This window comes from Oceanicola granulosus HTCC2516 (assembly GCF_000153305.1).
Taxonomy (GTDB): domain Bacteria; phylum Pseudomonadota; class Alphaproteobacteria; order Rhodobacterales; family Rhodobacteraceae; genus Oceanicola; species Oceanicola granulosus.
This window is the reverse complement of record NZ_CH724107.1, coordinates 18,695-32,629: the sequence shown is the minus strand read 5'-3', so window position 1 is coordinate 32,629 and position 13,935 is coordinate 18,695. Positions and strand designations below refer to the sequence as shown.

Annotated in this window: 12 protein-coding genes and 1 tRNA gene; 8 read left to right on the top strand and 5 right to left on the bottom strand. The window is 70.0% G+C overall.

Going from position 1 to position 13,935, the window contains the following annotated elements:
• Nucleotides 1-119 precede the first annotated feature (119 nt).
• From OG2516_RS00185 to OG2516_RS00165, 5 genes are all read left to right on the top strand, one after another.
• Nucleotides 120-515, top strand: coding sequence for a hypothetical protein (locus tag OG2516_RS00185; protein ID WP_007253559.1), 396 nt, complete (start codon nucleotides 120-122; stop codon nucleotides 513-515).
• A 105-nt stretch (nucleotides 516-620) separates the two neighbouring features.
• On the top strand, nucleotides 621-4,064 hold the full coding sequence (locus OG2516_RS00180) for a pyruvate carboxylase (RefSeq protein WP_007253558.1): 3,444 nt from the start codon (nucleotides 621-623) through the stop codon (nucleotides 4,062-4,064).
• A 226-nt stretch (nucleotides 4,065-4,290) separates the two neighbouring features.
• Complete coding sequence (locus OG2516_RS00175) at nucleotides 4,291-5,040, top strand: TerC family protein (RefSeq protein WP_007253557.1); 750 nt, start codon at nucleotides 4,291-4,293, stop codon at nucleotides 5,038-5,040.
• Between the two features lie 81 nt (nucleotides 5,041-5,121).
• Nucleotides 5,122-5,640 carry a hypothetical protein gene (locus OG2516_RS00170; protein ID WP_156799251.1) on the top strand — a complete coding sequence of 173 codons (519 nt, stop codon included), beginning with the start codon at nucleotides 5,122-5,124 and terminating at the stop codon, nucleotides 5,638-5,640.
• 83 nt (nucleotides 5,641-5,723) lie between these two features.
• Nucleotides 5,724-5,798: transfer RNA gene (locus OG2516_RS00165), tRNA-Gly, on the top strand.
• A 27-nt stretch (nucleotides 5,799-5,825) separates the two neighbouring features.
• Here the strand turns inward: OG2516_RS00165 and ligD are convergent.
• Nucleotides 5,826-8,273, bottom strand: coding sequence for a DNA ligase D (ligD, locus tag OG2516_RS00160; protein ID WP_007253555.1), 2,448 nt, complete (start codon nucleotides 8,271-8,273; stop codon nucleotides 5,826-5,828).
• Nucleotides 8,270-9,136 carry a non-homologous end joining protein Ku gene (ku, locus tag OG2516_RS00155; protein WP_007253554.1) on the bottom strand — a complete coding sequence of 289 codons (867 nt, stop codon included), beginning with the start codon at nucleotides 9,134-9,136 and terminating at the stop codon, nucleotides 8,270-8,272. The genes ligD and ku overlap by 4 nt, the downstream gene beginning before the upstream one ends.
• 140 nt (nucleotides 9,137-9,276) lie before the next feature.
• Between ku and OG2516_RS00150 the strand changes: the two genes are divergently transcribed.
• From OG2516_RS00150 to OG2516_RS00140, 3 genes are all read left to right on the top strand, one after another.
• Nucleotides 9,277-10,038 carry a ZIP family metal transporter gene (locus OG2516_RS00150; RefSeq protein WP_425357547.1) on the top strand — a complete coding sequence of 254 codons (762 nt, stop codon included), beginning with the start codon at nucleotides 9,277-9,279 and terminating at the stop codon, nucleotides 10,036-10,038.
• Nucleotides 10,039-10,163: 125 nt separating this feature from the next.
• On the top strand, nucleotides 10,164-10,664 hold the full coding sequence (locus OG2516_RS00145; protein ID WP_007253552.1) for a YciE/YciF ferroxidase family protein: 501 nt from the start codon (nucleotides 10,164-10,166) through the stop codon (nucleotides 10,662-10,664).
• Nucleotides 10,665-10,817: 153 nt separating this feature from the next.
• Nucleotides 10,818-11,423, top strand: a complete 606-nt coding sequence (locus tag OG2516_RS00140) for a BON domain-containing protein (protein ID WP_007253551.1) — start codon at nucleotides 10,818-10,820, stop codon at nucleotides 11,421-11,423.
• Between the two features lie 55 nt (nucleotides 11,424-11,478).
• Here the strand turns inward: OG2516_RS00140 and OG2516_RS00135 are convergent, their stop codons facing one another.
• The 3 genes from OG2516_RS00135 to OG2516_RS00125 all read right to left on the bottom strand — a co-directional run bounded on the left by OG2516_RS00135 (nucleotide 11,479) and on the right by OG2516_RS00125 (nucleotide 13,880).
• Nucleotides 11,479-11,985, bottom strand: coding sequence for a superoxide dismutase family protein (locus tag OG2516_RS00135; protein ID WP_007253550.1), 507 nt, complete (start codon nucleotides 11,983-11,985; stop codon nucleotides 11,479-11,481).
• A gap of 61 nt (nucleotides 11,986-12,046) precedes the next feature.
• On the bottom strand, nucleotides 12,047-13,447 hold the full coding sequence (locus tag OG2516_RS00130; RefSeq protein WP_007253549.1) for a dihydrolipoyl dehydrogenase: 1,401 nt from the start codon (nucleotides 13,445-13,447) through the stop codon (nucleotides 12,047-12,049).
• Between the two features lie 70 nt (nucleotides 13,448-13,517).
• The gene (locus tag OG2516_RS00125; RefSeq protein WP_007253548.1) at nucleotides 13,518-13,880 is read right to left on the bottom strand and encodes a response regulator; all 363 of its coding nucleotides are present in this window, start codon (nucleotides 13,878-13,880) and stop codon (nucleotides 13,518-13,520) included.
• Nucleotides 13,881-13,935 lie beyond the last annotated feature (55 nt).

Here is a 13,935-nt window from a genome sequence, read left to right as displayed (position 1 = left end):
GGGAAGGAAGAGCGCGTTCCCGCTCTGTTCCATCACGCCCGCGAAGGCGCGGAAAAGGCTAGGAGAAGTTCCGGCCCGCCGCTAGGCTGACGCGGAGACAACCGCCCGGGAGACCCGCCATGATCCGCCTCGCCGCCGCCTTCCTGCTGCTCGCCGCCCCCGCCTCGGCACAGTCCATCGCCTTCGCGCAGGCCGTCGAGCAGAGCGACGGAATGGCCGTGGCCGACACGGCCGACGCGGCCATCGCCGAGGCTCGCGCCCAGTGCGTCGAGGGCGGCGCGATGGAGCAGGATTGCCTCATCGTCGCCTGCGACCACGCCGGCTACTCGATCGACGTCTTCGTCCAGCACCAGGCGGGCAACCACTGGCACGAGACCTTCTGCGGCCTGCCCGACGAGGACGTCGCCCGCGCCGTCGGCGAGACGCTCTGCGACACCTCCCTGCGCCCCTACATCATGGAGTGCATGCTGACCCAGATCTGGGACTGGAACGGCAACCCGATCATCGAATACTGACCCGCCGCCAGCGGCGCGAACCCGCGCCTTCTGCGCCTGGAGCCATTTACGCCGTCGCGTAAACCTTTTAGGTTTTTCTGCGACTGCGAAAAGGAGTTCCAGCGTATGCCCGACTTCGACAAGATCCTCGTTGCCAACCGCGGTGAGATCGCGATCCGCATCATGCGTGCCGCCAACGAGATGGGCAAGAAGACGGTCGCCGTCTACGCCGAGGAGGACAAGCTCGGGCTGCACCGCTTCAAGGCCGACGAGGCCTACCGGATCGGCGAGGGTCTCGGCCCCGTCGCCGCCTACCTGTCGATCCCCGAGATCATCCGCGTCGCCCGCGCCTGCGGCGCCGACGCGATTCATCCGGGCTACGGGCTGCTGAGCGAGAACCCCGATTTCGTCGATGCCTGCAACGAGGCCGGCATCGCCTTCATCGGCCCCCGCGCCGAGACCATGCGCGCCCTCGGCGACAAGGCCAGCGCGCGCCGCGTCGCCATCGAGGCCGGCGTCCCGGTGATCCCGGCCACCGAGGTGCTCGGCGACGACATGGCGCTGATCCGCAAGCAGGCTGACGAGATCGGCTATCCCCTGATGCTCAAGGCCAGCTGGGGCGGCGGCGGGCGCGGCATGCGGCCAATCGAGAGCGCCGACGAGCTCGAGGACAAGGTCCGCGAGGGCCGCCGCGAGGCCGAGGCGGCCTTCGGCAACGGCGAGGGCTACCTCGAGAAGATGATCACCCGCGCCCGCCACGTCGAGGTGCAGATCCTCGGCGACAAGGAGGGCAACATCTACCACCTCTGGGAGCGCGACTGCTCGGTGCAGCGCCGCAACCAGAAGGTCGTCGAGCGCGCCCCCGCCCCCTACCTCTCCGACGCCCAGCGCGAGCGGCTCTGCAACCTCGGCAAGAAGATCTGCGAGCACGTCAGCTACGAGTGCGCCGGCACCGTCGAATTCCTGATGGATATGGAGTCGGGCGAGTTCTACTTCATCGAGGTGAACCCCCGCGTGCAGGTCGAGCACACCGTCACCGAGGAGGTCACCGGCATCGACATCGTGCGCGCCCAGATCCTGATCGCCGAGGGCAAGAGCCTGACCGAGGCGACGGGCGTCGCCTCGCAATACGACGTCCAGCTCGACGGCCACGCGCTGCAGTGCCGCGTGACCACGGAGGACCCGACGAACAACTTCATCCCCGATTACGGCCGCATCCAGACCTACCGCTCGGCCACCGGCATGGGCATCCGCCTCGACGGCGGCACCGCCTACTCGGGCGCGGTCATCACCCGCTACTACGATTCGCTGCTCACCAAGGTCACCGCCTGGGCGCCGACCCCGGAGGCGGCGATCAAGCGGATGGACCGGGCGCTGCGCGAATTCCGCATCCGCGGCGTGAGTACCAACATCGACTTCGTCATCAACCTGCTCAAGCACCCGACCTTCCTGAACTACGAGTACTCGACCAAGTTCATCGACACGACGCCCGAGCTGTTCGACTTCAAGCCCCGCCGCGACCGGGCGACGAAGATCCTCACCTACATCGCCGACATCACCGTCAACGGGCATCCCGAGACCGAGGGCCGCCCGCGTCCGCCCGCCGACATCAAGGAGCCGGTCGCGCCGCGCACCTCCGACGCGCCGCCCCCCGACGGCACGCGCCAGATCCTCGAGCGCCAGGGCCCCGAGGCGCTGGCGGTCTGGATGAAGGACCAGCAGCGCCTGCTCATCACCGACACCACCATGCGCGACGGTCACCAGTCGCTGCTGGCGACACGGATGCGCTCGATCGACATGGTGCGCATCGCCCCCACCTACGCCGAGCGCATGTCGGGCCTGTTCAGCGTCGAATGCTGGGGCGGCGCGACCTTCGACGTCGCCTACCGTTTCCTCCAGGAATGCCCCTGGCAGCGCCTGCGCGACATCCGCGCCAAGATGCCGAACGTGCTGACCCAGATGCTGCTGCGGGCCTCCAACGGCGTCGGCTACACCAACTACCCCGACAACGTCGTGCAGAGCTTCGTCGCCCAGGCCGCCACCTCGGGCGTCGACGTGTTCCGGGTGTTCGATTCGCTGAACTGGGTCGAGAACATGCGCGTCGCGATGGACGCGGTGATTGCGTCGGGCAAGGTCTGCGAAGGCACGATCTGCTACACCGGCGACCTGTACGACCCGGACCGCTCGAAGTACGACCTGAAGTACTACGTCGGCATGGCCCGCGACCTCGAGGCCGCCGGGGCGCACGTGCTCGGCCTCAAGGACATGGCCGGCCTGCTCAAGCCGCGCCAGGCCACGGCGCTGATCGAGGCGCTGAAGGCCGAGACCGGCCTGCCGATCCACTTCCACACCCACGACACCTCGGGCGCGGCGATCTCCACGATCATGGCCGCCGCGCGCGCCGGCGTGGACTGCGTCGACGCCGCCATGGACGCGCTCTCGGGCAACACCAGCCAGCCCACGCTGGGCTCGATCGTCGAGGCGTTGCGCTTCGACGAGCGCGACACCGGCCTCGACATCGCCGCGATCCGCGAGATCTCGAACTACTGGGAGTCGGTGCGTAACCACTACACCGCCTTCGAGAGCGGCCTGCAGGCGCCGGCCTCCGAGGTCTACCTCCACGAGATGCCCGGCGGGCAGTTCACCAACCTCAAGGCCCAGGCCCGCTCGCTCGGGCTCGAGGAGAAGTGGCACGAGGTCGCCAAGACCTATGCCGACGTCAACATGATGTTCGGCGACATCGTGAAGGTGACGCCGTCGTCGAAGGTCGTCGGCGACATGGCCCTGATGATGGTCGCCCAGGGGCTCACCCGCGAGCAGGTCGAGGATCCTTCGGTCGAGGTTTCGTTCCCCGATTCGGTGGTGGACATGATGAAGGGCAACCTCGGCCAGCCCCCCGGCGGCTGGCCCAACGGGATCCAGAAGAAGGTGCTCAAGGGCGAGACGCCGATGACCGACCGCCCCGGCAAGCACCTGCCCGCCGCCGACATCGAGGCCACCCGCGCCGCACTGGCGGAGGAGTTGGGCGTCGAGATCGACGACGAGGACCTGAACGGCTACCTGATGTATCCCAAGGTCTTCACCGACTACGCCCGCCGCCACGAGACCTACGGCCCCGTGCGCTCGCTGCCGACCTCGACCTTCTTCTACGGCATGGAGCCGGGCGAGGAGATCTCCGCCGAGATCGACCCGGGCAAGACGCTCGAGATCCGCCTCAGCGCGGTCAGCGAGACCAACGAGGAGGGCGACGTGCGCGTCTTCTTCGAGCTCAACGGCCAGCCCCGCACCATCCGCGTCCCCGACCGCAAGGCCGGCGGCGGCGCGACGGCGCGGCCCAAGGCGGACCAGGGCAACCCGGCCCATCTCGGCGCGCCCATGCCCGGCGTCATCGCCACCGTCGCCGCCCAGCCGGGCGCGAAGGTGAAGGAGGGCGACCTGCTTCTGACCATCGAGGCGATGAAGATGGAGACCGGCCTGCACGCCGAGCGCGCAGCCACCGTCAAGGCGGTCCACGTCGCGCCGGGCGCGCAGATCGACGCCAAGGACCTGCTCGTCGAGTTCGAGGACTGACCGCCCCGCCCCGCTGCCGCGGCGTCGCGGCGGCGGGGAGGTCTTGCCGTGCATATTTGGAGCCAGATGAAAGGGGGGCCGTTAAGGTTAATGCGCCCCTGCTTCATCTGGCCGTAAGTATGCACGGCGACCGGCGTCTCACGGAGCGGACGCCGGGGTGGCGCGCGGCTCTGGCAGCGGCGGCGGGCCACGCTAGATGTGCGCAACACGCACTCACGGAGCCACCATGCTCGAGCTGTTCTCCGACCCCGCCGTCTGGGCCTCGTTCCTGACGCTGACCATCCTCGAGATCGTGCTCGGGGTCGACAACGTGATCTTCATCTCCATCGCCGCCGCCAAGCTGCCCGAGGCGCAGCGGCGGCGGGCGCGCATCCTGGGGCTGACCGGCGCCCTGGTGCTGCGGGTCGCGCTGCTGTTCTCGATCGCCTGGATCATCGGCCTGTCCGAGCCGTTCGCCTCCGTCTTCGGCTGGGAAGTGTCGTGGCGCGACCTGATCCTGCTCGCGGGCGGGTTGTTCCTGATCTACAAGGCCGCGACCGAGATCTTCGACGAGGTCGAGGGCGGCCACCTCCAGACCGCCGCCGAGGCGACGGTGCGGGCGGGGTTCGCCTCGGTGATCGTGCAGATCATGATTCTCGACCTGGTGTTCTCCATCGACAGCGTCATCACCGCCGTGGGCATCGCCGACCACATCGAGATCATGATCGCCGCCGTGGTCATCGCGATCATCGTGATGATGGTCGCCGCCACGCCCATCGCCAACTTCGTGGAGGCGCACCCCTCCACCAAGATGCTCGCGCTGGCGTTCCTCGTCATGGTCGGCATGGCGCTGGTCGCGGACGGCTTCCACGTCCACGTGGAGCGCGGGTTCATCTACGCGGCCATGGTCTTCGCCGGCGCGGTCGAGGGGCTCAACCTGTGGCGGCAGAAGCGGCGGATGCGGGCCAGAGCGACCATTGACCACAAGAAGGCCTGAGGTTGCCCTTCTTCTGCCACGACACAACGCAAGCTTGTATGGGTAACGTATGTACGGATGGTGTCCTTGCGTAGTTTGTTGATGAGTGATCGAACCTTCGTGAGTGTCGCGGCGGCGGGGATTTTCGGCTGTTTCCTGATGGCGGACAATCCGCTCTTCGCCCTGCCCGAGCCGGTCAGGAGCGCGGCGGCTGCCGATACGGGACTGCCGCTCGCGCCCCGCACGCTCGAGGCGGCGCGGGTGCAGGCGTCGGAGACGCTGGCGATGTTCCTGCGACATGCCGTCGGCCCCGACGGCCGGGCGGCGGAGGGGGCGGCGCTGCAGGTCGCCCTGCCGGCCGAGGACGGGCCCGGCCTGCAGGTCGTGCTGGTGAGCGACGTGCGGGTCGACAACATCCAGTTCAGCGGCGTCGTGGAGGGTCGGCCGGGTCGGGTGTCGTTCGATCCGAGCCACATACGCGACTGGATCTGGCGCGGCGAGGACGGCCGGCTCTACGGCAGCTACATCGCCCGCGCGAGCCTGCCGTCCTTCCACCCCTCCGCCGCCGCGGCGCTCGGGGCGACACTCTCGGAGGACCCCGTTCCGGCGGTCTGGAGGTGACGTCGGAGGAAGCCGGCGGATCGGCGAAATTTCCTCTTGCAGCCGCCCGCGGCACTTTGTAGATCACGCCTCACGAAACGGATGCGGGTGTAGCTCAGGGGTAGAGCATTACCTTGCCAAGGTAAGGGTCGTGAGTTCGAATCTCATCACCCGCTCCAGTTTCGCCTCCCACACAGGATCAGAGGTCAGCCGCCGGCCCAGTCGCCCAGCGCGTCGACGACCTTGGTCGTGATGCTCGACGTCGGCACCGCCGCGAGTGGGCACGGCGCGGCGAACCGGGCCGCCATGTCGGCGGGCGCGAAGCCGTCGGCGCGCTCGAGGTCGGCCAGCTCGTCCCACGTCACCGGCACCGCGACGCCGGCCCCGGGGCGGGCGCGCAGGGAATAGGGCGCGATGGCCGTCGCGCCGCGATCGTTGCGCAGCCAGTCGACGAAGATGCGCCCCTTGCGCTTGGCCTTCGACATGGTGGCGACGTAGCGGTCGGGCTGCTGCTGGGCGAGGATCGTGGCGACGGTCTGCGAGAAGGTCTTGACCGTCTCCCACCCCGCCACGCGGCGCAGCGGCACGATGACGTGGACGCCCTTGCCCCCCGTCACCATCGCGCCGCTCTCCAGCCCCAGCCCGGCCAAGGCGTCGCGCACCTCGACGGCCGCCGCCTTGACCTCGGCGAAGGCCAGACCCTCGTCGGGGTCGAGGTCGAAGACCAGCCGGTCGGGCCGCTCGAGCCGGTCGCGGCGGCTGCCCCAGATGTGGAACTCGATCGTCCCCATCTGCACAGCGCCGAGGATGCCCTCGGCGCTGTCGAGGTACATGTAATCCTCGATCTCGCCGTCGCTCTCCTCGATGGGGACGGGCTTGACGGCGTCGGGAAAGCCCTTGCCGGCGTGCTTCTGGAAGAAGCATTCGCCGTCGATCCCGCCGGGGCAGCGCAGCAGCGAGACCGGGTGATCGGCGGCATGGGAGAGGAAGCGGTCGGCCACCTCGGCGTAGTGCTCGGCGATGCCGCCCTTGGTGAGCTTCGCCTTGGGGAACACCACACGATCGGCGCTCGAGATGCGGACGCCGGCGACGGTGGCCTCGCCCTTGGCCGGGCGTGCCTGTGCGGCCTCGGCCCCGGCGCTGACATCCTCGGCCGCCTTGTCCTCGCGCAGGCCCTGGAAGACGCCGTGGCGCACCGCGCCGTCGTCGGTGAACTCGGCATACGCCACTTCCGCGACGAGCTTCGGCGTCACCCAGCGTGCGCCCTTCGTCTCGGGCGGCAGCGGCTTGGGGAGCGGCGGCGTCTTGCGGGCGAGCGGCTTCAGGGCGCGGGCCAGCTCCTCGAACGCGGCGGCGTCGAAGCCGGTGCCGACGCGGCCGCGATAGGTCAGCGCGCCGTCCTCTTGGCTCGCCAGCAGCAGCGACGAGAACGGGCGGCCGCGCTTGTCGGAGGGGGCCCAGCCGACGATGACGAACTCGGCGCGGCGGATGCACTTGGACTTGATCCACGCGGTGCCGCGCCCGGCGCGATAGGCGGCGTCGGCCAGCTTGGAGACGATGCCCTCGCCGCCGCCCTCGCAGATCGCCGCCAGCACCTCGTCACCCGCGCCCTCGATGAACGGGCTGAGCCGCAGCGGGCCGCGCGGCGGCACGTCGGCGAGCAGGCCCTCGAGCGCGGCGCGGCGGGCGGTGAGCGGCTCGCCGGTGAGGTCGGTGCCGTCGAGGTGGAGCAGGTCGAACGCGTAAAAGGTCAGCGGCGCGCCGGATTTCAGCGCCTTCTGCAACGCCGAGAAGTCGCCGCCCCCCTGCCCCGCGATCACCTCGCCGTCGATCAGCGCGGCGTCGCAGGCGAGCGCGTCGGCGGGGGCGGCGAGGTCGCCGAAGCGGTCGGTCCAGTCCTTGCCGTTGCGGGTGTAGAGCCGCACCCCGTCCTTGCCGATGGCGATCAGGCAGCGGTAGCCGTCGAACTTGGCCTCGTGGCGCCATTCGCCGCCCTCGGGCGGGGCGTCGCGCAGGCTGGCGAGCTGGACCTTCCGGAACGGCGGGGTCGGCTTGGCGTGGCCGGCGGGCTTCGCCGTCTCGGCGCCGGCGGCGATCCGGCGCATGGTGCGGCCGGTGGTGACGGAGGTCTTGTACTTGTTGGTCAGCGCGTCGGGCGTGCGGCCGGCGGCGTCGTCGCGCTCCTTGATGAGCAGCCAGTTCTCGCGCGTCTCGTTGCCCCGCCCGCGCATCCGCACCAGCGTCCAGCCGCCGCTCATGCGCGCGCCGTGGAGGCGGAACTTCAGCTTGCCCTTCGCCAGCCCCGCCTCGGGATCGCCCACCGGCTCCCACCACCCCTGGTCCCAGAGCATGACCGTGCCGCCGCCGTACTGGCCCTTCGGAATGGTGCCCTCGAAGTCGCCGTAGGCGACGGGGTGGTCCTCGGTGCGCACCGCGAGGCGCTTCTCCGACGGATCGGCCGAGGGGCCCTTGGTGACGGCCCACGACCAGAGTACGCCGCCGTGCTCGAGGCGGAAATCGTAGTGCAGGCGCGTCGCGTCGTGCTTCTGGACCACGAAGGCGGGGCGCTCGGTGGCGGCGTCGGCGATGTCGGCACCGGGCTCGGCGGTGAGGTCGAAGTCGCGCTTGGCGCGGTACGCGTCGAGGCTGCTCATGAGGCCTTCTTGCGGCTGCCTCCGCCGCTCTTGGCGGCGGGCTTCTTGGCCGGGGCCTTCTTCTTGGCGGTGCCGCCGTCCTTGAGGCTCTTCTTCAGCGCGTCCATCAGGTCGACGACGTTGGTCGCCTCGGGGGCCTTGTCGCTGTCGGAGGTCTTGGTGCGCTTCGTGGTTTTCGACTTCTGCTTGCGCGCGATCAGCTCGCGCAGCGCTTCGGCGTAGTGATCCTTGAAGGCGGAGGCGTCGAAGGGGGCGGTCTTGCGCTCGATGAGCTGGGTAGCGACGTCGAGCAGCTCGTCGTCGGCGGGCTTGTCCTCGATGGAGGAGAACAGCGGCTCGGCGGAGCGGATGTCGCTCTCGTAGTGCAGCGTCTCCATCAGCAGGCCGTCGCCGCAGGGGCGGATGGCGCAGAGATACTCCTTGCCGCGCATCGTCAGCTGTCCCAGCGCCGTCTTCCTGGCTTTGCGCAGCGCGTCGCGGACCACGCGGTAGGCATCCTCGGCGAGGTCGTCGGTGGGGATCACGTAGTAGGGCCGGTCGAACCAGAGCGGGGCGATCTCGGTGGCGTCGACGAACTGCACGAGCTCCAGCGTCTTCTTGGTCTCGAGCTTGATCGCGTCGATCTCCTCGGGCTCGAGCAGGATGTACTCGTCGTCGCCGACCTCGTAGCCCTTCATGATCTCGCTGCTCTCCACCGGCCCGACCCCGGCGACGACCTTCTCGTAGCGCACGGGCTTGCCGGAGGGCTGGTGGATCTGGCGGAACGAGACCCTTTTGGAGGAGTTCTTCGCGGAGTGGATCTCGACGGGGATCGAGACGAGCGAAAGGCGCAGCTGGCCTTTCCAGATCGCGCGGGATGCCATGTCGTCGTCTCCTGTGCCGGGGCGGTTGCAGAGCGAACGTCCGCGATGCGCGATGGTTTCCGCACTGGTCAGGCGCGGCGGGCGCCCCACCTCGTCGCTCTGGCAGCGACAGGAGAGAGCGCGTGATCGACAACCCGCTGATGCTCGGCTTCCTCGGCGCGCTCGCCGCGGGCCTGATGACCGGCGTCGGCGCGCTGCCGGTGCTGCTGGGCCGCACCATAGGCTCGGCGACGCGCGACCTCGCGCTCGGCTTCGCGGCCGGGGTGATGATCGCGGCGTCGTTCTTCTCGCTCATCATCCCCGCGCTCGACGCCGCCGGAAGCGAGGGCGCGAGCAAGGCCGGGCCGGCGGCGATCGTATGCGTCTCGATCCTGCTGGGCATGGGCGCGGTGGCGCTGCTCAACGAGAAGCTGCCGCACGAGCATTTCGACAGCGGCCCCGAGGGGCCGGGCGGCGCGTCGCTGAGGCGGATCTGGCTGTTCGTCTTCGCCATCACCATCCACAACGTGCCCGAGGGCATGGCCGTGGGCGTCGGCTTCGGCGCCGACGGAGTCAGCGGCGGGCTGCCGCTCGCCATCGGGATCGGGCTGCAGAACGCGCCGGAGGGGCTGGCCGTGGCCGTGTCGCTGCTCGGCGAGGGCTACAGCCGCCTGCGCGCCTTCGTCATCGCCGCCCTGACCGGCCTCGTCGAGCCGCTGGGCGGGTTGTTCGGGGCGGGCATCGTGTCGATCTCGGAGCCGCTGCTGCCGTGGGCGCTCGCCTTCGCGGCAGGCGCGATGCTCTACGTCATCAGCCACGAGATCATCCCCGAGACCCACCGCCGGGGCCACCAGAACCGCGCCACGGCGGGCCTCGCCGTCGGCCTCGTGGTGATGCTGTTCCTGGACGTCTGGCTCGGCTGAAACCGGCCGATCCTAACATTATTCAGGGAACCGTGATCTGCGCGGAACAGGCGTCGTCGCCACTCGTTTCTGGGGGCATGACACGCCGCCACCGTGCGGCTGCCAAACTCAGGAGGACTCACGTTATGGGACTTTTCACCAACGACATCCAGACCATGGAAGACCTCTACCTGCACACCCTGCAGGACATCTACTACGCCGAGCAGCAGATCGAGAAGGCGCTGCCCAAGATGATCGAGAAGGCCTCGGCGGGCCCGCTCAAGAGCGGCTTCGAGACGCACCTGCAGGAGACCCGCGGCCAGATCGACCGGCTCGAGCGCGTGTTCCAGACCATCGGCGAGAGCCCGAAGGCCGTCACCTGCCCCGCCATCGACGGCATCATCAAGGAAGCCAACCACATCGCCGGCGACATCGGTGACCAGAAAGTGCTCGACGCCGCCCTCGCCGCCGCCGCGCAGGCCGTGGAGCACTACGAGATCACGCGCTACGGCACGCTGATCGCCTGGTCGAAGGAGCTCGGCCGCCACGAGGCCGCCGACATCCTCGCGCAGACCCTCGCCGAGGAGCGCGCGACTGACGAGAAGCTGACGCAGCTCGCCGAGACCCGGCTGAACCACGCCGCCTGATCCGGCGCTGCGCGACCGTTACGACCGATCACGGCCCGGCGGACCTCCGCCGGGCCTTTTTCGTGCGCGACGGGGCCGGAACAGGGCCTCTCGCAGTTCGTTATTTTCCCGACGCGCGAAAGATGCGCGCCGCCACGTCCAAAGGAGGAGACAATGGCTCGCAGCAAGCACGACTTCCGCCCGGACCCCGACGACACGCGCGGCCGGCGCGGCTTCGACCCCTACCGCCAATCCGCCCAGCGCGGGCAGGATCCTTACGGCGACGCCGACAGCGACTACGACGAACGCCAGCGCCGCGGCTTCGACCCCTACAGTGCAGGCATGTTCCCCTGGGCCGCCGGCTGGCCCGCCCCGATGATGCCCTGGATGGGCGCGCCCTACGGGCGGGGCGGCCCGGGCCGCGACCGGCACCCGCACGAGCGGGACTTCTTCGACAAGGCCGGAGACGAGATCGCCTCGTGGTTCGGCGACGACGACGCGGAGCGCCGTCGCGAACAGGATCACCGCGGTCGCGGGCCGAAGGGCTATGTCCGCTCCGACGCACGCATCTCCGAGGACGTCAACGACGCGCTGACGCACGACCGGCTGGTCGATGCGTCCGAGATCACGGTGACGGTCAAGGACCGGGAAGTGACGCTCGACGGCGAGGTCGATTCGCGCCAGGCGAAGCGCCGGGCGGAGGATTGCGCCGAGGATTGCGTGGGCGTCGAGCACGTGCAGAACAACCTGCGGGTGCGGCGTCAGGCCTCGACGTTCTGACCCTCAATGAAACCTGAGCGAGGAAGGCCCCGGCACGCCGCCGGGGCCTTTTTCGTTACTGCGCCGCGAGCTCGGCGCAGGCGATCCGGTCACCCGCGTCGCCCGAGGGCTGGCTCTCGTAGTCGTCGGTGCCCGCGTGGACGATGAAGGCCGCGCCGTCCTCGTCCGTCAGGTGCGTGCCGACGTCGAGGTCGGAGAGGAAGACCTCCGCCCAGGCCGTGCCGTCGGCGTCGATCTCGAGGTTGGGCATGTCGCCCGGATGCGGGCCGCCCTCCGCGAGCACGCCGTGCGCGTTGTCGCCGGCGATGTGGCCGCCGGCGGACGAGAAGTCGTCGGCGGAGCAGTCGCCGGTCTCGTGCAGGTGGACCGCGTGCATCCCCTCCGGCAGGCCGTTCAGATCGAGGGTCACGAGCGCGCGGCCCGAGGCGGTGTCCTCGACGGAGACGGTGCCGACGGCGTTGCCGTCGCGGTCCATGACCTCGCCGCTCACGCTGTCGGCGAGGGCGGCGGTGCCGAGGGTGCAGGCGGTGAGGCTGGCGAGTGCGAGTTGATACGATTTCATCGGTGAAACCTCCCAATGGTTACCGCCACCACAAGGCGGACTCGCCACCGGGGGTTCCCGCCTAGGTGCCGGGGCTGGGCACCCGTTCGCGATCCCACGGCGTCTCGTCCTCGCCGAGGCGCGTGACATCCTTGAGCGCGGTCTTCAGCCCCTCCTCGAGCGTCGGGTGGTAGAACGGCAGCTGCAGCACCTCGGCCGCCGTCAGCCCGCACTGGATCGCCCAGGCCAGCAGGTGCGCGAGGTGCTCGCCGCCGGGGGCGCAGAGATCGGCGCCGAGCAGGCGGCAGGTGCCGGGCTCGGCGTGGATGCGGCAGAGGCCGTGGGCCCGGTGCATCACCTTGGCGCGGCCCTGGTCGGAGAAGTCGACGCGGCCGGTGATGATGTCGTCGCCCTCGCCGGGGATCCTGCCGACCACCGCGGCGGCGGGGCTGGTGAACGTGACCGCCATCGGCACCCGGCGGCGGGCGGCGTTGGTCTCGGGGCAGCAGGCGGCGTTGTAGCCGGCGACGGTGCCCTCGGTGGAGGCTTCGTGCAGCACCGGGCGGTCGGCGTTCGCGTCGCCGACGAGAAACACCTGCGAGTCGCCGCAGCGCATCGTCTCCGGGTCGAACAGCGGCGTGCCGTGGTCGTCGAGCGCGAGGCCGGCCTTGGCGAGGTCGAGCCCGTCGAGCGCCGGCGGCCGCCCCGCCGCGACGAGCACCCGCGCCACCTCGACGCTGCCGCCCGGGTGGGACAGGCGCACCTTGTCGCCGGCGCGGCTGACCTCGGGCCTGGTGCCGAGATGGAGGGTGAACTCCTCGGAGAGGATGTCGTGGAGCACCGCGCTCGTCTCGTCGGGAAGTCCGCCGATGGAGGTGCCGCCGTCGAACAGCGTCACCGCCACCCCGAGCCGCGCCATCGCCTGCGCCAGCTCGACGCCGACCGGCCCGGCGCCGATGACGCCGAGGCTCTCGGGCAAGTCCTCGAGCTCGAACACGGTACGGTTGGTGAGGACGAGGTCGCGGACCATGTCGAAGCTGTCGGGGATCATCGGCTCGGAGCCCGTGGCGATGACCACCGAGCCCGCCTCGATGCGGGTGCCGTCCTCGAGCGCGAGCACCGTCTCGCCGACGAAGCGCGCCCGTCCGCGCACCCTCACGCCCTCGGGCAGTTCGTCGAGGTTGTCGCGCACCCCCTGCGCGAAGCGGTCGCGCCAAGCGCGCACCCGGGCCATCACCGCGACGCCGTCGACCTCCCCGGTCGCCGCGACTCCGAAGGCATGCGCGCCGCGCACGGCGTGGGCGGCCTCGGCGGCGGCGATGAGCAGCTTGGAAGGCATGCAGCCGACGTTGGCGCAGAGGGTGCCCTCGAAGGCGGGGTCGATCAGCATGGTGCGGACGCCGGCGGCCCGGGCGCGGCTCTCGGCGGCGATGCCCGCCGTTCCCGCCCCGATCACGGCGACGTCGCAGGTCAGTGTGATCATCTCGGCCCCCTCGGTTGCAGCGCAACCTAAACCCGTCCGCGGTCGTGGCGTTCCCGAAGCGGACGCGGTCTCAGGCGAGGAGGTCGTCGATCACCCGGCGCAGATCGTCGAGCCCGGCCGTCTTGGGCACCCGCGCCTGCGCCATCCTCAGCCCCTCCGAGACGATGGGCGAGTCGAACACGGCGGCGTTGCCGGTGATGATGACGATGGGCAGGTCGGCGTCGACGGCGCGCACGGCGTGGATGGTGCTGATCGCCCCGCCCCCGGGCATCAGCACGTCGAGGAACAGGATGTCGAAGCGCTGCTCCTTGAGCGCCGGCACCACCTTGTCGCTGGAGGCGACGCCGACGGCCTCGTGGCCGAGCACCTCGACGGCGGCGTAGAACGCCTGGTGATAGCTCGGGTCGTCGTCGGCGATGAGAATCCGCGCCATCGTGAACCTCCGAAAGCGGGCCGAGCCCGAACTTTGCCTTTCGCACAGGTTGCGG